Source organism: Sphingobium sp. BHU LFT2, assembly GCF_018604485.1.
Lineage (GTDB): Bacteria > Pseudomonadota > Alphaproteobacteria > Sphingomonadales > Sphingomonadaceae > Sphingobium > Sphingobium yanoikuyae_A.
Genome location: NZ_JAFCGW010000001.1, coordinates 711,664 through 729,464, shown reverse-complemented (window position 1 = coordinate 729,464; position 17,801 = coordinate 711,664). Strand labels below are relative to the sequence as shown.

Here is a 17,801-nt window from a genome sequence, read left to right as displayed (position 1 = left end):
CATGTTCGATCTTCTGGCGCCCGTCCTGGCCGCCTCCGCGGCACAAGCCACCCCCGCCCCGCCACCCGCTCCTGTCGACGTCGCGCAGAAGGATGCGGCGCCGGCCGAGGCCCAACTGCCCCCGTCCCAGACCAGCGAGCGGCCCAAGGCGCCCAAGCCCGCTTTCCGCCCGATCAACCATGACGAGGATTATTCCGGCTTCCGCGACGTGCGCGACGCCAATCTGTGGACCCGCCTCAAATATCTGCCGATCGTCGGCAACACCTATGCGACGCTCGGCGGCGAACTGCGGCTGCGCCCCGAACTGCGGCTGGGCGAACGCTGGGGCCGCGGCCCGCAGGATGATGACGGCAATTTCCAGCAGCGCAGCCGCATCTGGGGCGACCTCCAGATCGAAGGCCTGTTCCGCGCCTTCGTCGATCTCGAACATGCGACCAGCACCGGCCTCGATTCCGTCGTCGCGCCGATCGAGGAAGGCCGGCTGGACTTCAACCAAGCCTTTGTCGAGGCGCATGTCCCGGTCGGCAAGGGTCGCATCACCGCCCGCCTCGGCCGGCAGGAAATCGGCATCGGCAATCAAACCGTGTTCGACATGCGCGAAGGCGCCAATACCCGTCGCTCGCTCGACCTGCTGCGCGTCATGGCGACCCAGGGACCATGGGATGGCGGCTTCCTCACCGGTCATGCCGTGCTGGAGAAGCTCGGCACATTCGATGACGAAACCAATCATGATTATGACCTGACCGGCTTTCATGCCGGCCGCAGCTTCGGCGCCGGCGCGCGCACCGGTCGCGCCGAAGCACTGTTCGTCTCGTCCGACCGCGCCAGCCTCGCCTTCGACAGCGAACCGGCCGCACGCGACCAGCGCCGCACCCTGTCGCTGCGCTATGCCGGCAAGCGCGACGCCTGGAGCATCGATGTCGAGGGCATCCGCCAATGGGGCTCGTTCGGCGATCTCGACATCAGCGCTTATTATGTCACCGGCACGGCCGCCTATGGCTGGCAGGGCGGATGGAAGCCCAAGCTGGCCCTGCGCGTCGATGTCGGCTCGGGCGACAAGAACCCCAATGACGGCAAGATCGGCACCTATGCGCCGCTCTTCCCCAAGCCGCTCACCTATAATGGCGACCTTGGCCCGCATAACCTGACGATCATCCAGCCGCAGCTGTCGATCCAGCCGACCGCAAAGCTGAAGCTCGATTTCTCGGCGGCGGGCCTGTGGCGCACCTCCACCAAGGATGGCGTCTATTCTCTCGGCGGCCAGGTGCTGCGGCGCGGCGACGAAAGCGACAGCCGCTTCTTCGGCAAGCGCGCGACTGCGGCCGGCCAATATGCGCTCAACGCGTTCATGACGCTGGGCTTCTACACCATCTATGGCGACGTTTCGGAAAAGTTCAAACCCGGCCGCGACCTCTATTACGCCGCCACCTACCTGACCTTCCGCTTCTAGATCAGGCAGTGTGGGTGTGCCGGAGGCAGGCGGGATCGCCGGTCTCCTCCGGCACAGGCAGCGGCCGTCAGCTTCGCCGTCGCCACCGCCGGAACAGCGATAGACCCAGCACCCCGCCGCCCACCACGGCCGCGATCGCGCCGCCGGCCGAAGCCAGCGCCCAGGCCCCGGCGGCCAGCAGGCCCGTCAGGAAATCGACGATGATGAGGGTGAGGTGGATCATGCAGGAAGGAAGACGGCGCTAGGCGCCAAGTTCCTTCGCCTCCTGATATTTCAGCTCCAGAAAGCGATTCTGGGTCGCCAGCTTGTCGAGATCGCCGCTCGCCAGCTGCTCGCTCATCCGGCCGATCTCCGCATCGATCACCGACAGTCCCTCGATCAGCTGCGTCTCGGGCACGCGGCCATTGCGTTCCTCGCGGCGCAGCGGCGCGGGGATCGACTGATAGCCGGTGACCAGTTCGGGCAGATGATCGGCCAGCAGCTTGCGAATCTCATGCGCGGCTGGATCCTGCTCGCCCAGCCGTTCGAGCTGCGGCGCCAGCGTCTCCAGCTTGACGCCGATGCTGTCGACCAGGCTGACCGCGGGCGCGGGCAAGGCCTTGCGCTGATTTTCCAGCCAGATTTCGGTCTTCAGCGGCAGGGCGGTCAGCGCCGTGTCCGCCAGCTTGTCCGGGCTGACTGCCCGTTCACCCGGCAACAACGCGAAGAACAATGTGGTGACCAGCAACAGGCCGAGCACGATCATCACGCCACTGGTACCCAGCGGCATGAACCAGCCCGCGACCATGGCCGCTATGATGATCGCGAAGGCGGCGCCGGCGATCCGACCCAGCCGCCGCATGATCGATGCGTTGCGCCGTTCGCGCGCACGGCTGGTCAGGCTCTTGCCGCGCTCGCTATGGCGGCGCAGCACGGCTTCGGCATCGGCCAGCACGCGGTCGGACCGGCTCATGCCATCATCTCCACGAAAAGGGGCAGGGCGGGGCGCATTCTTATCCCTCGATCGCGCTCAGTAGCGGATTGTCGGTCCGCGCTTCCTTGGCGGCCTGGGCCTGACCCTCGGCGCGGGCGATATAGCCCTTGGACTTTTCCACCTCGCTCGACAGCACGGTGACCGTCGTCTTCATGTTTTCGAGCGCCTTGAGCTTGAACGTGTCGATATTGTCCATCGTGTCGTAGATATTCTGGAAGGCGCGCTGCAGCGTCTCGATCGGGATGGTGCTGCTGGCGGCCTGCTCGTGGATCTGCGCGGTCTGGTTCTTGAGCAGTTCGCCGGTCGAATCGATGATATTGGCGGTCGTGGTGTTGAGCGCGGTGATCTGTTCGAGCACCAGCCGCTGGCCGACCAGCGCCTGCGCCACGGTCACGGCGGTGCGCAGCGCGGCGACGGTGGTGGTGCTGGCGCGGTCCACGCCCTTCACCAGCTCGACATTATTCTTCTTCACCAGGTCCAGCGCCAGATAGCCCTGCACCGTGACCGCCATCTGGGTCAGCAGGTCCTGGGTGCGCTGGCGGATGTAGAAGAGTGCGCTCTCGCGGATCGCCTTGGCCTTGGTCGGATCGGTCGAATCCAGCTCCAGCGCTTTGGACTCGAGGCGCGCGTCCATGGTCTTGCTGATGTGGATCATCTGCTCCAGCTTGCCCATGGTGGCCCACATATTCTGGCGTTCCACGTCAATCGCGGCATTATCCTTGATCAGCACGTCCTTGCCGCTGGCAAGGCTGCCCAGGATCGAGTTGATATGCGTCTGGCTCGACTTGTAGCTGTCGAAATAGTCGCGCATCTTGTTGCCGAAAGGGATGATGCCGAACAGCTTCTTGGGCGCGGTCAGGCTGCCACGCTTGCCGGGGTCCAGATCCTCGACCGTGCGGCGCAGTTCGGCCAGATCGGCCCCGACCTTGTTGTCGCTGTCCATCGCGCGCACCGGGCGGTCGAGGAAGCGGTTGCTGTGCCCGGCGGCCTCGGCAATTTCCTTGCGGCCCATATTGGTCAACTGGTCGACGCGCTGGCCGAAGGCAGGCGAATTGGCGTCCTGAGCGACCAGATCGTCGATGAAGGCATCGACCTTCTCGTCCAGCTTGGATCGCTTTTCCTCGTCGATCGGCACCAGTCCTGCCGCCTTTTCGGGGGCGACCACCGGCACCGGATCGGGCGGCGTGAGGTTCAGCGTATCAGCGGTCGCGGTCGGCGCGGTCGAAGCCATGTCATCTCCCAGGGGCCAGATCGGCCTTGCTGTCATATGTGCATAAGACAGTAAGGCCGCAAGTCTCTCTCCGTGCAGATATAGGCGCTCGGGCCATGCCATTGCAATCGGGGGACGTCTGGTTAGCATGGCGCAAAGACCAGAGGAGAGTGAATGACGCAGCAGGAAGGGCATGCCCCGGCCGATCCACAGGCCGCGATGATCGCGGCGGTGGCGGCCGATCCCCGTTATGGTGAACTGGTGGCGCGGCGGGCGCGGCTGGGCTGGTGGCTGTCGGCGATCATCTTCATCGCCTTCGTTGGCTATCTCGCGCTCATCGCCTTCGACAAGGCGCTGCTGGGCATGCCGATCGGCGATGGCGTCACCTCGATCGGCATTCCGATCGGCCTGGGCCTCATCCTGCTCGCGATCGCGCTGACCGGCCTCTATGTCGCCTATGCCAACCGCCATCATGACGCGCAGATGGCCGCGATCCTCAAGGATCATGGCGCATGAGGGCGCGGCTTGTCGGCGCGCTCGCCCCCGTTCTTGCCCTGGTGCCCACTCCCGCCTTCGCCGCCGCGTTGGAGGGGGAGGCGCAGCGTCAGCCGATCAACTGGGTGGCGATCGCGATGTTCGTCGCCTTTGTCGGCCTGACCCTGTGGATAACCAAGGCGGCGGCCGCGCGCACCCGCACCGCATCGGACTTCTACACCGCCGGAGGCGGTATCAGCGGTTTCCAGAACGGCCTCGCCATGGCGGGCGATTATATGTCCGCCGCCTCCTTCCTCGGCATATCGGCGCAGATCTTCACCGACGGCTATGACGGCCTCATCTATTCCACCGGCTTCCTCGTCGGCTGGCCGATCCTGCTGTTCCTGATGGCGGAGCGGCTGCGCAACCTTGGCCGCTTCACCTTTGCCGATGTCGCATCCTATCGGTTCGCCCAGCCGCCGGTGCGCAGCTTCGCGGCGGTCTCCACGCTCCTGGTCGTCAGCTTCTACCTGATCGCCCAGATGGTCGGGGCGGGGCAGCTCATCAAATTGCTGTTCGGCCTGCCCTATGCGGTGGCGGTGGTGATCGTCGGCGCACTGATGATGCTCTATGTGCTGTTCGGGGGCATGCGCGCGACCACCTGGGTCCAGATCATCAAGGCGGTGCTGCTGCTCGGCGGCGCGAGCTTCATGGCGCTGATGGTGCTGGCCCAGTTCGGCTTCTCGCTCGAAGCCCTGTTCGCCCGCGCGGTCGAGGTAAAGAGCGCCGCGGCACAGGCCGCCGGCGCGACCCCGGCCGAAGCCGCGGCGAAGGGCCGGGCGATCATGGCGCCGGGCGGCTTCATCAAGGATCCGGTCTCGGCCATCTCCTTCGGCCTCGCGCTGATGCTCGGCACGGCCGGCCTGCCGCACATATTGATGCGCTTCTTCACGGTCCCCGATGCCAAGGAAGCGCGCAAGTCGGTGCTGTGGGCCACCGGCTGGATCGGCTATTTCTATATCCTTACCTTCATCATCGGCTTCGGCGCGATCATCCTGGTCGGCACCGATGCCGGCTACAAGATGGCCGACGGCACGCTGCGCGGCGGCGGCAATATGGCGGCGATCCATCTCGCTCATGCGGTCGGCGGCAATGCCTTCCTGGGCTTCATCTCGGCCGTGGCCTTCGCGACCATCCTGGCAGTGGTTGCAGGGCTTACTTTGTCGGCCGCCTCGGCGGTCAGCCATGACCTCTATGCCACGGTGCTGAAACAAGGACGGGCTAACTCCGCCGACGAACTGCGCGTCTCGCGGATCACCACGCTGGCGCTCGGCGCGCTGGCGGTGCTGCTGGGGCTGGTGTTCGAAAAGCAGAATGTCGCCTTCATGGTCAGCCTCGCCTTCGCGCTCGCCGCGTCGGGCAATTTCCCGGTGCTGATCCTGTCGCTGCTGTGGAGCGGCTGCACCACGCGCGGCGCGGCCTGGGGCGGCACGATCGGGCTGCTGACGGCCTTCGTCCTGACGCTGCTGTCGCCGGCGGTGTGGACCACCACCTTCGGCCTTGGCCTGGCGCCTTTCCCCTATAGCTCGGCGGCGATCTTCTCGGTCCCGGCCGGCTTCATCGCCATCTGGCTGATCTCCCGGCTCGATCGCTCGCCCCGCGCGGCGGTGGACAAGGCCGGCTATCCGGCCCAGCGGGTGCGGGCGGAAACCGGCATCGGTGCCTTCGCTGCCAGCGACCATTGAACCTTCTCCTCCCGCGCCGCGTTCGGCGCGGGAGGAGAGAGGCCATGGACCAACAACTGACACCGGCCGCCGACATGGCGGCGCATCGCCAACCGGCATTTCCGGGCGAAAGCGCGGACTATGCCAAGGCGCGGCAGGATCTGCTGGCGGCGGAGATCGAATTTCGCCGCCACATGACCCGCCTGACCGCCCAGCGCCAGGCGCTGCCGCCCGGCCCGCTGATCACGAAGGATTATCGCTTCAAGGACGAACAGGGCTTCGAGGTCGGCCTGATCGACCTGTTCGGCGACAAGGATGTGCTGGTCAGTTACTATTGGATGTATGGGCCGGAACGTGAACGGCCCTGCCCGATGTGTACCAACTGGATCGGCGCGGTCGATGGCAATGCCGCCGACATCAAGCAGCGCGTCGCCTACAAGATATTGTCGCGCAGCCCGGTCGAACGGCAATTCGCCTTCGCGCAGGAGCGGGGCTGGCGCAACACCGACTTCATCCAGACGATCGGCGACGATTATGCGCGGGATCTCGACCTGCTCCAGCCGGACGGCGAATATCCTGCGCTGATCGTCTATCGCCGCGACGGCGATCAGGTGCGGCTCTTCTGGATGAGCGAGATGGGTCGGGAGATGGCCGATCCGGGCCAGGATCCCCGCGACGCGCCCGACATCGCCGCGCTCTGGTCGATCCTCGACCTGACGCCGCAGGGCCGGCCGGCCGACTGGTATCCGAAGCTGCGCTATTGACCCTCGCCGTCATCCCCGCGGAAGCGGGGATCCATCTCCCGACGATGCAACTATGCGCCAAGTCAGGAGATGGGTTCCCGCTTCCGCGGGAATGACGACGGGAAATCAGATCAGCGCGCGCCCTCGGCGTAGTAGCGCTCCATGTCGAGGCGCATCTGGTGCAGCGCTTCCGGGTTCAGATAGACCATGTGGCCTGCCGGATAATATTTGAACTGCAAATTCGGCCGCAGCGCTGGCTCCAGCATCATGTGCTTCAAGTCCCGCTCGGTCGAGAAGAAGGGTGTCGCCATGTCATAATAGCCGTTCAAGGACAGCACGCGCAGATGCGGATTGATGCGCATCGCGGTGCTGAGGTCGGCGGTGACGTCGGCGACATTCTGCTTGCGGCCCGACGGCGGCTCATGGCTCCAGTCCCAGTTGAAGGCGCCGCCTTCGCGTGCGCTCAGCCGATAGCTCAACTCGGTCTGATAGCCGAGCTTGTTGGTCAGCTGATCCAGGAAGCTGCCGACATAAAGGCCGCTGATCGCGGTATCGGACGGATCATATTCGGGATCCTCGCCCGCCGCATCCTCGTCGATCCCCTTGTAGCGGCTGTCGAACCGGCCCAGCGTCTCGCGCCCGTCGCGCAGCAATTCCTTGCGGAAGCGGCTGAGGCTGACGCGCAGATTGGCGCGCTTCAGATAATCGACCGACAGGCCGGTGAAGCGGCTCATCTGCTGGGCGACGGCGTCCTCTTCCTGGGCGCTGATGTCCTGGCCCTTCAGCAGCGCGGCGGCATAGGGGCCGTTGGCGAACTGGCGGGCTTCCTCGACAAAGGCTTCCAGGCTGGCCGGGCGGCCGCCGGGGACGCGATTATGATACCAGGCGGTCGCCGCATAGCTGGGCAGATAGCCGATATGGATGGTGTCGAAGCCCGACTGGCGGATGCCGTAATTCATGATCGACGACAGCAGGATGACGCCGTTCAGCGCCATGCCGCGATCTTCCAGCTGATAGGCGAGCGCGCCCGATCGGGTGGTGCCATAGCTTTCGCCGAAAATATATTTGGGGTCGCCCCAGCGGCCATTCTTGGTGGTGTAGCGCAGGATCGCCTTGGCAAAGGCATCGACATCCTGGTCGACGCCATAGAAATCGGCGCCCTTGGCATCGCCCAGCGGCCGCGAATAGCCCGATCCCACCGCATCCAGGAACACCATGTCGGTGCTGCCGATCAGGCTGTCGGGATTGGGGCCGACATCGAACGGCGCGGGCGCGACCGCTTCGGGATTGCCGGTGCGGACATGGTCGGGCGCAAAGCTGCCCATGCGCAGCCACAGTGAGGCCGAGCCGGGACCGCCATTGTAGAAGAAGGTCAGCGGGCGATGCTTACCCGGCGCGGTATAGGCGGTGTAGAAGACGCTGGCGGTCGGCTTGCCCTGGGCGTCGCGGATGGTCAGCGTGCCGGCGGTCGCGGTGTAGGCGATCGACTTGCCGTCGACGCTCGCCGTGCCCTTGCTGGTCTTGGTCACTTCCTCGACCGGGGCGCTGGCCCAGTTCTTGGCGATCTCGTCCGCCGTCTGCTCGGCATGCTGCTTGGCCGCGTCGGGCGCGCCATCCTTCTGGGCGAGGGCAGGGTGGGACAGGGAAAGGGCGAGGAGGGAAGCAAAGCCAAGGGTGGCGGTCAGCCGCATGGGGTGTCCTTTTCTTTTCAGGGTGCGAACCTGACGCGGTGTCATAGGCGGCTGCCACAGCGGGGCAAGGGAAACATCATAACATGACAGGATATTCATCTGCGCTTCGGCCGATCCTTCCGCTGCCCTTGCCGCATCGCGTCATTTCCTGTAGGGGCGCGCCCGAAGCCTCTGCGCGGCCTTGTGTCGGCCAGGGGAGCCCCATATCCCAAAGGCAAGACATGTCCCTGCGTAATATCGCGATCATCGCGCACGTCGACCATGGCAAGACCACGCTCGTCGACCAGCTTTTCCGCCAGTCCGGCACCTTCCGCGACAACCAGCGCGTCGAAGAGCGCGCCATGGACTCGAACGACCTGGAAAAGGAACGCGGCATCACCATTCTGGCGAAGCCCACCTCGGTCGAATGGAACGGCACCCGCATCAACATCGTCGATACGCCCGGCCACGCCGACTTCGGCGGTGAAGTCGAACGCATCCTCTCGATGGTCGACGGCGTGATCCTGCTGGTCGACTCGTCGGAAGGCGCGATGCCGCAGACCAAGTTCGTGACCGGCAAGGCCCTTGCTCTCGGCCTGAAGCCCATCGTCGTCGTCAACAAGGTCGACCGTCCCGACGAGCGCATCCAGGAAGTGCTGGACGAAGTGTTCGACCTGTTCGTGACGCTCGACGCCACCGACGAACAGCTCGACTTCCCCGTCCTCTACGCCTCGGGCCGCAACGGCTATGCCAGCGAGGATTCGCAGCGCCGTGAAGGCACGCTGGAGCCGCTGTTCCAGAAGATCGTCGATCACGTCCCGCCGCCGTCGCTGGATCAGGACGCGCCGTTCAGCTTCCTCGTGACGCTGCTCGACCGCGACAACTTCCTGGGTCGTATCCTGACCGGCCGCGTCCAGTCGGGCACGGTCAAGGTCAACCAGCCGATCCACGCGCTCGACGCCGAAGGAAACGTGATCGAAACCGGCCGTGCGTCGAAGATCATGTCGTTCCAGGGCCTGGACCGCGTGCCGGTCGAGGAAGCCAAGGCAGGCGACATCATCTCGCTCGCCGGCCTGACCGTCGCGACCGTGGCCAACACCATTTCCGACCCGCAGGTCAGCACCCCGATCAAGGCCCAGCCGATCGATCCGCCGACCCTGTCGATGCGCTTTGCCGTGAACGACTCGCCGATGGCCGGCCGTGAAGGCAGCAAGGTGACGAGCCGCATGATCCGCGATCGTCTGGCCCGCGAAGCCGAATCCAACGTCGCCATCAAGGTGACGGAATCGGACGACAAGGACAGCTTCGAAGTCGCCGGTCGTGGCGAGCTTCAGCTGGGCGTTCTGATCGAAACCATGCGCCGCGAAGGCTTTGAACTCGGCATCTCGCGTCCGCGCGTGCTGTTCGGCGAAGACGAGAATGGCGGCAAGACCGAGCCGTACGAAACCGTCGTCATCGACGTGGACGATGAGTTCTCGGGCACGGTCGTCGACAAGATGAACATCCGCAAGGCCGAGATGACCGACATGCGTCCCTCGGGCGGCGGCAAGACCCGCATTACCTTCTCCGCGCCCTCGCGCGGTCTGATCGGCTATCATGGCGAATTCCTGTCCGACACGCGCGGCACCGGCATCATGAACCGCCTGTTCGAGAAGTACGGCCCCCACAAGGGCAAGATCGAAGGTCGCAAGAATGGCGTCCTGATCTCGAACGGCGCCGGCGAAGCCAATGCCTATGCGCTGGGTCCGCTGGAAGATCGCGGCATCCTGTTCGTCGGCGTGGGTGAAGCCCTCTATGAAGGCATGATCATCGGCGAAAACGCCAAGCCGGAAGATCTCGAAGTCAACCCGATGAAGTCGAAGGCGCTGACCAACTTCCGCGCCAGCGGCAAGGACGACGCCGTCCGCCTGACCCCGCCGAAGAAGATGACGCTGGAACAGGCGATCGCCTATATCGACGACGATGAAATGGTCGAAGTCACGCCCAAGACCATCCGTCTGCGCAAGCGCTACCTCGATCCGAACGAGCGCAAGCGCATGAGCCGTTCGAAGGCCGCCTGATTTATCAGGGTGGCCCATATGAAGGCCGCCTGATTTATCAGGGTGGCCCTATTAAGGCCGCCTGATTTCCGGCTAGACAAGATATGAAAGGGCCGGTGTCGCGAGGCGCCGGCCCTTTTCCTTTATCCAGGAGGCTGCAATGGCCGATCTCTATCTCAAGGCGCTGGAATCCGAGCGGCGCAAATTATGGGCCGAATGCCGCCTCAAGGGCCTGCCCAAGGGCACGCCGGAACGCGAGCGGATCGTCGAGATCGACGCGCTGCTCAAGGCGCACAAGGCCAAGAAGGACGGCAAGTCCGCCAACCCGTGACGGCCGCTATTTTCCGGTCGGCTCAGCATAAATCCCGATAGGCGGGAAGGGCATGCTTCCTATCGTCGCGGTTCGGATGAGCCGAGGCGAAGCGGAAGGGCGTGCATGTGACCAACGAAGCGGACGCGGAGGGGCACGACCTGTTCGAATGGGGGCCGCCGCGCGGGCTGCCCGGCCTTGTCCGCCTGTCGGTGCCGGCGCTGCCCACGGTGCGCGCCCGCGCCCTGCTTGCGCTGGCGGTCGGCTGGCTGCCGCTCCTGCTGCTCATCCTCGTCCTGCCGGGCCATGACCGGGTCGGCGACCTGCGCCATTTCCTGCGCGACATCGGGGCGCATGCCCGCTTCGCCTTTGCCGTGCCGCTCCTGCTGGTCGCCCATGTCGAAACCGCGCGGCGGCTGGGCGCGGTGGTGCGCCATTTCGCCATTTCCGGGCTGATCCCGCCCGATGCCGGGGACGGATTGAGGGCTGAACTGGCCAGGACGCGCGCGGCGGTTCGTGCGCCGGTCGCCGAACTGCTGGTGCTGCTCGCCGCCTATGCGATCATCCTGTGGCTGTTCGCGACCGGCATTTCGAACCATGGCCTGCCGGCCTGGACCATCGCCGGGCCGGGGCGGCTATCGGCGGCCGGCTGGTGGCATATGCTGGTCAGCCTGCCGTTGCTGCTGACGCTGCTCATGGGCTGGCTCTGGCGCATCCTCGTGTGGACGCGGCTGCTGCACAAGGTCGCGGCCATGGACCTGCGGCTGGTCGTCGCCCATCCCGACAATGCCGGCGGCCTGGGCTTTCTGGCCCAGTCGGTCCGGGCCTTCGGCACCTTTGCGCTGGGGATCGGCTGCATCACCGCGGGCCGTTTCGCCAACGTCCATCTCCAGGGCGCTGCGACGCCGATGACCGGCGGCTTCCTGATCGGTGGCACGGTGGCGCTGGTGCTGCTGCTGTGCGTTGCGCCGCTGGGCGTGTTCCGCCCGGTCATGGCGCGGGCCTGGCGGCGCAACGCGATGCATTATGGCGCGCTGGCGGTAGCGCTGGGCCGGTCGTTCGAGGATCGCTGGTTCGATGGCAGCGCGAAGGAACAGCCCGATCTTCTCTCCGCGCCGGATTTTTCGGCGGCGGCCGACCTCTATGGCGTGGTCTCCAACGTCTATGCGATGCGCTTCCTTCCGGTCGACCTGCGCAGCCTGCTGATCCTTATCGCGGCGACGCTGGCACCTTTTCTGGTGGCGATGTTCCTGTCGATGCCGACCGCGATGGTGCTGCAGGAACTGAAGGGCATGATGCTTTAGCGGTCGAGCGGCAGGATCACCGTCGCGCGCAATCCGCCCTCGGTCCGGTTGGCAAAGCCGATGCTGCCCTCATGTCCCTCGGCAATGGTGCGGGCGATCGACAGGCCCAGGCCCACGCCGCCGGTCTCGCGATTGCGCGACGCTTCGCCGCGATAGAAGGGCTCGCACAGCCGGTCGAGAATCTCGGGCGGAACGCCGGGGCCGGAATCCTCGACATCGACGATCGCCCGTGCGCCCTGGATGCGCAGGCTGACCCGCGCCGATCCGCCATAGCGCACCGCATTCTCGACCATGTTGCCGATGCAGCGGCGCAGCGCGAGCGCGTCGCCCTCTATCACCGCGCGCTGGCTGGCGGTGACGACGACATCATGGCCCATGTCGGCCAGATCGTCGGCCAGCGTCTCGACGATCGCCGACAGGTCGATGCGCGCGCGCTGGCGCCCTTCGGTCCCTTCGCGCATGAAATCGAGCAGGTCGGTGACCATCGCCCGCATTTCCTGCACATCCGCCTGCGCCTTGGCGCGCGGGCCGTCGGGCAATTGTTCCAGGCGGAAGGACAGGCGCGTCATCGGCGTGCGCAGGTCATGGGCGATCGCCACCAGCATGGCGGTGCGTTCCGACACATAATCGGCGATCCGCGCGCGCATGTGATTATAGGCGATGCCCATGGCGCGCACTTCGGGCGGGCCGCCGATCGGCAGCGGCTCGGCGCGCTCCGGCCGCTCGCGCGCGGCGCCCTCGGCCAGCAGGCGGATAGGCTGGGTGATGCGCCGCGCCACCCAATAGGCCGGCAGCAGCAGCAGGATGAAGATGCCCGCCATCAGCGACAGGGTGATCGCATACCAGCGCCAGTTCGGCCCCTGCCGCCCCAGCAGCACCGACCAGTTCCTGCCATCCTCGCGCACGGCCAGGGCAAAGCTGCCGCGCAGCATCATCCGGCCGGGGTCGAACTCCATCCCCATGTCGGGCCGGGGCTCGATCTCCGGTCCGGGACGCGGCATGCCGATCGGCGGCCGTTCCTGGATCAGCGCCACCGCATTGGCCGGCACGCCCAGCAGGCCGGCAATGCGCTCGGCTCCCGCACGGTTGCTTTCCTGCCCCGCGTCGGCCGTAGGCGCACGATCCGATTGATAGCGGCTGATCTGCCAGCTGCCGGGCGGCTGGGTGCCGCCGCGCAGCAGGCCGGTCGCCTCCACCAGCATCATCGGCCGGGCGTGGGGCGGGGGACCGCGGAAGGCGACCAGCATCATCGCGCCCAGCGCCAGCAACAGGGTGGCGGCGACCAGAAAAACGATCCGCGTCAGGATCGAGGGGTTGTAGCGCCCCCGCTCGCCGGCGCCCGGCAGCATCGCCGGGCTCACGCCGGGCGGACCTCGGCGGTGAACATATAGCCTTCGTTGCGGATCGTGCGGACCAGTTCGTCGCCCATCTCGCCACGTTCCAGCTTGCGGCGCAGACGGCTGACCTGGACATCGATCGCCCGGTCATAGCTTTCCGCGTCGCTGCCGGCCGAATAGTCGAGCAACTGGTCGCGGCTCAGCACCCGGCGCGGATGCTCGATGAAGGCGCGCAGCAGGCGGAACTCGCCATCGGTCAAGGTGACGACGACATTGTCAGGGTCGGTCAGCAGGCGCACGCCCATGTCGACCTGCCAGCCGGCAAAGCGCAGCCGCTGCCCGGCGGGCACCTGCGGTTCCGATGTCTGGCGGCGATTGCGGCGCAGCACGGTGCGGACGCGGGCGAGCAGTTCGCGCGGATTGCACGGCTTGGGCAGATAATCCTCCGCCCCCATTTCCAGCCCGACGATCCGGTCGATATCGCCGCCGATCGCCGACAGCATGATGATCGGCAGGTCGCCGTTCGCGGCCAGTCGGCGCAGGATCGACAGCCCGTCCTCGCCCGGCATCATCACGTCCAGCACGGCGATGTCGAAAGTCTGCGCCGCCAGCGCCTGATCCATCGCCACGCCGTCCGCGACCGCGGTCACGGCAAAGCCATGCTGCTCCAGAAAATCCGACAACAGGATGCGGATGTCCGCATCATCGTCGACCACCAATATGCGCGATCCGTCCATATTGGCGGTCAGCATATCGATTGAAGGCGATCCCTGCAAAGTCATCCGCATAATTCCTGTCAGATGGCGATGCCGACCGTCACCGTGCCGGTGAAGCCATTGGTCGTATCGCCGGTCATGGTGGGCGTCATCGCCGCGACCTGGGCCGACGTGTTGTCGCCGAACACATTGTCGCTGCTGGTGGTGATCTTGGCGAAATTGGTCTTGCTGCTGGAATAGCCGCTGGTCGCATAGACCGTGTTGCAGGCATCCGTCGGCATCGCGAACTGCGACGTCAGCACGCGATTGGCATAGCTGGTCGCCTTGGCGAGGCTGGGATAGACCTCGAAATGGATATGCGGGAAGCGCCCGTCATAGCAGCCGGGGAAGATGCTGGTGAAGGTCACCTGGCCATTGGCATCGGTGACGCCCACGCCGCGCAGGTAATTTTCGCCCGGCACGGTGTAGAGCGAATAGAGGCCGTCGCGGGTGCAATGCCAGATATAGACGGCATAGCCCTCCAGCGGCGCGCAGCTGCCATTGACGTTCACCACCGTGATGGTCAGCTGCATATAGATGCCCTCGGCGGTGCCGCTCGACGATCCGAAGCTCGACCGTATGTCGGTGCGCACGATGCCGGTGTCGTCCAGCACATTGACGACGCTGCCATTGCTGCTGTTGGACCCGTCCGCCGGATAGGGGCCGTTGGTTTCCTCCGGATCGGCGATGCAGCTGCTCGACGTCGGGGTCGGCGTGGGTGTTGGCGTCGGGGTAGGGGTGGGTGTCGGCGTGGCGGTCGATGTGTCAGTGTCGCTGTCACTGCCGCCACCACCACAGGCGGTGATCAGCGCGGCGCTGCCGGCCGAAAAGAGCAGGCGCAACGTGCGGCGCCGGCCCATCGCCTCGCCGGCCAGCTTGCGCATCTGCGCCAGGTCATCGGCCAGGCCATGGCCATGGTCGTCATGCGCGCCATCCTGCATCATCTCGCTCTACCCTTCTGTCGTCTGTGGACTGTCAGAAGGGCAGGACTAGGCGCGCCATATATCCGCGCGATGTCTCGACGTGGCGGCTTTGTAGCGCTTTATGTCAATGGTCCCTTCAATGGCCGCGCGGCCGGGCAAAGGCCGGGCGCGGCAGGCTGGCAAGCGCCAGGCTGCTGCCGACCATCAGGACAAGCGTTATCCACAGGAAGGGCGCATAATTGCCGAAGCGGTCGAAAATCGCCGACGCGCCCAATGGCCCGGTGGCGGTGCCGACCGATAGTGCCATCAGCAGTCCGCCATAAAGGCCGCCAAAGGTCTTGAGGCCGAAATGCTGGGTGGTGAGATAGACGATCACATCGACCTCCGCACCCAGTGTCAGGCCGATCAGCGCTGCCGCCGCGATCAGCAGCGCGACATTATTCCCCGCGCCCAGCAACAACAGGCTGGCAGCCGCCGGCAGCAGGAAAACGCCGGCGCCGACCAGCGATCCGCGGAACCGGTCGAGCAGCAGCCCGGTCGCCAGCCGGCCGATGATCGAGCAAAGGCCCACGACCGAGGCTATGCCGGCCGCCCGCATCGGGTCCGCGCCGCGATCGGTCAGGATCGGCACGAAATGCACGACCAGCGCGATGATGGTGAAGGTGAAGAGCAGGCTGGCGAGCAGCAGGCGATGATAGATGGAGGATCGCACCCCTTCGGCCAGCGTGGCACCGATCGCGGGCGCTGCGGCATTGGCCGTCTCGGCCTCGCCGCGCCGCCGATCTCGCGCGCCGCGGAAGAAGAGGAAGATCAGCGGGAAGCTGCACGCCGCCCAGATCGCCGCCTGGATCGGCGCGGCGCGTTGCCAGCCATATTGGCCGATCAGCCAGCTGCCCATCAGCGGAAAGATGGCGACCGCGATCGATGCGCCGCACAGGGTGATGGCAAAGGCCAGGCCGCGTGACGCCTCGAACCGGGTGGCGACGGCGCTGGTCCAGATCGTCGCCTGCACCGGCAGGGTCGCGAGCGCCAGCAGTGCCCAGAGCAGATACCATTGGCCGGGGCTGCCGGTCGCCGTGCCCAGCAGGGCAAAGGCGCCACAGGTCAGCAGCACGCCGACCAGCCCGAAGATGCGCGGCCCCAGCCGGTCGACCATCAGGCCGATCGGCACGGAAAAGACGGCCTGGACCAGGGTGGACAGGGTCAGGCCCACCGTCACCTGCGTTCGCGTCCAGCCGAACTGGTCGCTGATCGGCTGGATATAGGGGCCAAGCCCATAGATATGGATGACGCTGGTGGCATAGCCGAGCGCGGCCGCGATCGGCAGCATATAATGACGCCGCCATTCCGTAGCGGCACCGGGCTTGTCGGTTTCCATCAGCATCGCCTCTCCCCATCGCATCTTCTGTGTCGTCATGGTTCTGATCGATTTGCCGACAAAAAGCGAGACTATCTCATTTATATCGCGGGGCGGGATTCCCTGCTGGTTTCCGCGCGCTGGCCCTGTATAGTCGCGCGGTTTGCCCATTCCCGCGAAAGCGCTTCATGCATCTTCTCATCGGCCTCGCCGGCATATTGCTGATTCTTGCCATTGCCTTTGCCCTCTCTTCCAACCGCCGCGCGATCCGGCTGCGCGTGGTCGGCGCGGCCTTCCTGCTGCAGGCGGGGATCGCGCTGCTGGTGCTCTATGTGCCGGCCGGACGCGCCATCATCGCGGGCATGTCGCATGGCGTCGCCAATCTGCTGGGCTATGCGCAGGCAGGGACCAATTTCATCTTCGGCCCGCTGGCGAAGCCCGAAATCGGCGGCGCCAGCTTCGCCATCGCCGCGCTGCCGGTGATCATCTTCTTCGCCAGCCTGGTGTCGATCCTCTATTATCTGGGCATCATGCAGTTCATCGTCCGCTGGGTCGGCGGCGCGATCGAGAAGGTGACGGGCGTGTCGAAGGTGGAAAGCCTGTGCGCCGCCGCCAACATCTTCGTCGGCCAGAGCGAAAGCCCGCTGGTGATCCGTCCCTATCTCGCCGGCCTCAACGGGCCGCAGCTGTTCGCGGTGATGACCAGCGGCATGGCGGGCGTCGCCGGCACCATCCTCGCCGCTTATGCCTCGATGGGGATCAAGATCGACTATCTGCTCGCGGCCAGCTTCATGGCGGCGCCCGGCGGCCTGCTGATGGCCAAGATCATGATGCCCGACGAACCGGAATGCGAACCGGAACTGCCGCTGGAGGATGATATCCACCTGCCCGAAACGCGCCGTGCGGCTGCGGTCGCGGCGGTGCTGAACGCGGAAACCACACCGGGCGAACCCATGCCCGTCGCCACCCATGACGAGGAAAAGCCCGCCAACATCATCATGGCGGCGGCGCAGGGTGCCCAGACCGGTGTCAAGCTGGCCGTCGCCGTCGGCGCCATGGTGCTGGCCTTCGTCGCGCTGGTGGCACTCGCCAACGGCATCCTCGGCGGTATCGGCGGCATCTTCGGCTATCCCGAACTCAGCTTCCAGCAGCTGCTCGGCTATGTCTTCTCGCCGGTCATGTATCTGCTCAACATTCCCTGGAACGAGGCGCAGGTGGCCGGCGGCCTGTTCGGCACCAAGGTCGTGCTCAACGAATTCGTCGCTTACATCAATCTCGGCCAGGTGCAGGACGGCCTGTCGCCCTCGACCATCGCCATCATCACCTTTGCCCTATGTGGTTTCGCCAATTTCAGCTCGATCGCGATCCAGATGGCGGTGACCGGCAACCTTGCCCCCAATCAGCGGCCGATGATCGCCAAGCTGGGGCTGAAGGCGCTGGTCGCCGGCAGCCTGGCCAATCTGATGAGCGCCGCGCTGGCCGGGTTGATGTTAAGCCTTTAACCAAATCATTTCGATTACTTAACAGAGGCC

Annotated in this window: 16 protein-coding genes; 8 read left to right on the top strand and 8 right to left on the bottom strand. The window is 65.6% G+C overall.

Translation table 11 applies throughout. From position 1 onward, the window contains the following. Position 1: 1 nt before the first annotated feature. A complete protein-coding gene (locus JQK15_RS03580; RefSeq protein WP_214863458.1) occupies positions 2-1,450 on the top strand; it encodes an alginate export family protein in 1,449 nt (482 codons plus the stop codon). A 67-nt stretch (positions 1,451-1,517) separates the two neighbouring features. On the opposite strand, the gene JQK15_RS03575 is transcribed toward JQK15_RS03580, so the two are convergent. Genes JQK15_RS03575 through JQK15_RS03565 form a run of 3 tightly spaced genes read right to left on the bottom strand, consistent with a single transcriptional unit; the run spans position 1,518 to position 3,654 of the window. Further along, positions 1,518-1,673: a hypothetical protein gene (locus tag JQK15_RS03575; protein WP_214863456.1), complete on the bottom strand. Its 156-nt coding sequence runs from the start codon at positions 1,671-1,673 to the stop codon at positions 1,518-1,520. Between the two features lie 18 nt (positions 1,674-1,691). Next, positions 1,692-2,402 (bottom strand): hypothetical protein, encoded by a 711-nt coding sequence (locus JQK15_RS03570; protein WP_214863455.1) that lies wholly within the window; start codon positions 2,400-2,402, stop codon positions 1,692-1,694. A gap of 40 nt (positions 2,403-2,442) precedes the next feature. Continuing rightward, complete coding sequence (locus tag JQK15_RS03565) at positions 2,443-3,654, bottom strand: toxic anion resistance protein (RefSeq protein WP_214863452.1); 1,212 nt, start codon at positions 3,652-3,654, stop codon at positions 2,443-2,445. Between the two features lie 153 nt (positions 3,655-3,807). On the opposite strand from JQK15_RS03565, the gene JQK15_RS03560 reads away from it, so the two are divergent. Genes JQK15_RS03560 through JQK15_RS03550 form a run of 3 tightly spaced genes read left to right on the top strand, consistent with a single transcriptional unit; the run spans position 3,808 to position 6,595 of the window. After that, on the top strand, positions 3,808-4,149 hold the full coding sequence (locus JQK15_RS03560) for a DUF485 domain-containing protein (protein ID WP_004210136.1): 342 nt from the start codon (positions 3,808-3,810) through the stop codon (positions 4,147-4,149). Continuing rightward, positions 4,146-5,852, top strand: a complete 1,707-nt coding sequence (locus JQK15_RS03555) for a cation acetate symporter (protein WP_214863450.1) — start codon at positions 4,146-4,148, stop codon at positions 5,850-5,852. Before JQK15_RS03560 ends, JQK15_RS03555 begins: the two co-directional genes overlap by 4 nt. Positions 5,853-5,896: 44 nt before the next feature. Beyond that, positions 5,897-6,595 carry a DUF899 family protein gene (locus JQK15_RS03550; protein WP_214863448.1) on the top strand — a complete coding sequence of 233 codons (699 nt, stop codon included), beginning with the start codon at positions 5,897-5,899 and terminating at the stop codon, positions 6,593-6,595. A gap of 110 nt (positions 6,596-6,705) precedes the next feature. On the opposite strand, the gene JQK15_RS03545 is transcribed toward JQK15_RS03550, so the two are convergent. Then, a complete protein-coding gene (locus tag JQK15_RS03545) occupies positions 6,706-8,265 on the bottom strand; it encodes a S10 family peptidase (RefSeq protein ID WP_214863446.1) in 1,560 nt (519 codons plus the stop codon). A gap of 221 nt (positions 8,266-8,486) precedes the next feature. On the opposite strand from JQK15_RS03545, the gene typA reads away from it, so the two are divergent. The 3 genes from typA (at position 8,487) to JQK15_RS03530 (ending at position 11,897) form a co-directional block, all read left to right on the top strand. Then, complete coding sequence (typA, locus tag JQK15_RS03540) at positions 8,487-10,304, top strand: translational GTPase TypA (protein ID WP_004210140.1); 1,818 nt, start codon at positions 8,487-8,489, stop codon at positions 10,302-10,304. Between the two features lie 139 nt (positions 10,305-10,443). Further along, positions 10,444-10,614, top strand: coding sequence for a hypothetical protein (locus JQK15_RS03535; protein ID WP_004210141.1), 171 nt, complete (start codon positions 10,444-10,446; stop codon positions 10,612-10,614). 107 nt (positions 10,615-10,721) lie between these two features. Next, positions 10,722-11,897, top strand: coding sequence for a hypothetical protein (locus JQK15_RS03530; protein WP_353047177.1), 1,176 nt, complete (start codon positions 10,722-10,724; stop codon positions 11,895-11,897). Here the strand turns inward: JQK15_RS03530 and JQK15_RS03525 are convergent. The 4 genes from JQK15_RS03525 to JQK15_RS03510 form a co-directional block, all read right to left on the bottom strand. Next, entirely contained in the window at positions 11,894-13,258 is a 1,365-nt protein-coding gene (locus JQK15_RS03525) for a sensor histidine kinase (RefSeq protein ID WP_353047176.1), read from the bottom strand. The two genes, JQK15_RS03530 and JQK15_RS03525, sit on opposite strands and share 4 nt — an antisense overlap. After that, a complete protein-coding gene (locus JQK15_RS03520; RefSeq protein WP_247594401.1) occupies positions 13,255-14,016 on the bottom strand; it encodes a response regulator in 762 nt (253 codons plus the stop codon). Before JQK15_RS03520 ends, JQK15_RS03525 begins: the two co-directional genes overlap by 4 nt. Positions 14,017-14,030: 14 nt before the next feature. Further along, positions 14,031-14,933: a dioxygenase family protein gene (locus tag JQK15_RS03515; RefSeq protein ID WP_069336854.1), complete on the bottom strand. Its 903-nt coding sequence runs from the start codon at positions 14,931-14,933 to the stop codon at positions 14,031-14,033. 115 nt (positions 14,934-15,048) lie between these two features. After that, complete coding sequence (locus JQK15_RS03510) at positions 15,049-16,329, bottom strand: MFS transporter (protein WP_251007529.1); 1,281 nt, start codon at positions 16,327-16,329, stop codon at positions 15,049-15,051. 128 nt (positions 16,330-16,457) lie between these two features. On the opposite strand from JQK15_RS03510, the gene JQK15_RS03505 reads away from it, so the two are divergent. Beyond that, on the top strand, positions 16,458-17,771 hold the full coding sequence (locus tag JQK15_RS03505; protein WP_004210148.1) for a NupC/NupG family nucleoside CNT transporter: 1,314 nt from the start codon (positions 16,458-16,460) through the stop codon (positions 17,769-17,771). Positions 17,772-17,801: the final 30 nt, after the last annotated feature.

Excerpts from the sequence above, each read along its gene's own strand:
- JQK15_RS03580 (WP_214863458.1), top strand. The coding sequence starts at position 2 with ATGTTCGATCTTCTGGCGCCCGTCCTGGCCGCCTCCGCGGCACAAGCC.
- JQK15_RS03575 (WP_214863456.1), bottom strand. The coding sequence starts at position 1,673 with ATGATCCACCTCACCCTCATCATCGTCGATTTCCTGACGGGCCTGCTG.
- JQK15_RS03570 (WP_214863455.1), bottom strand. The coding sequence starts at position 2,402 with ATGAGCCGGTCCGACCGCGTGCTGGCCGATGCCGAAGCCGTGCTGCGC.
- JQK15_RS03565 (WP_214863452.1), bottom strand. The coding sequence starts at position 3,654 with ATGGCTTCGACCGCGCCGACCGCGACCGCTGATACGCTGAACCTCACG.
- JQK15_RS03560 (WP_004210136.1), top strand. The coding sequence starts at position 3,808 with ATGACGCAGCAGGAAGGGCATGCCCCGGCCGATCCACAGGCCGCGATG.
- JQK15_RS03555 (WP_214863450.1), top strand. The coding sequence starts at position 4,146 with ATGAGGGCGCGGCTTGTCGGCGCGCTCGCCCCCGTTCTTGCCCTGGTG.
- JQK15_RS03550 (WP_214863448.1), top strand. The coding sequence starts at position 5,897 with ATGGACCAACAACTGACACCGGCCGCCGACATGGCGGCGCATCGCCAA.
- JQK15_RS03545 (WP_214863446.1), bottom strand. The coding sequence starts at position 8,265 with ATGCGGCTGACCGCCACCCTTGGCTTTGCTTCCCTCCTCGCCCTTTCC.
- typA (WP_004210140.1), top strand. The coding sequence starts at position 8,487 with ATGTCCCTGCGTAATATCGCGATCATCGCGCACGTCGACCATGGCAAG.
- JQK15_RS03535 (WP_004210141.1), top strand. The coding sequence starts at position 10,444 with ATGGCCGATCTCTATCTCAAGGCGCTGGAATCCGAGCGGCGCAAATTA.
- JQK15_RS03520 (WP_247594401.1), bottom strand. The coding sequence starts at position 14,016 with ATGACTTTGCAGGGATCGCCTTCAATCGATATGCTGACCGCCAATATG.
- JQK15_RS03515 (WP_069336854.1), bottom strand. The coding sequence starts at position 14,933 with ATGATGCAGGATGGCGCGCATGACGACCATGGCCATGGCCTGGCCGAT.
- JQK15_RS03510 (WP_251007529.1), bottom strand. The coding sequence starts at position 16,329 with ATGACGACACAGAAGATGCGATGGGGAGAGGCGATGCTGATGGAAACC.
- JQK15_RS03505 (WP_004210148.1), top strand. The coding sequence starts at position 16,458 with ATGCATCTTCTCATCGGCCTCGCCGGCATATTGCTGATTCTTGCCATT.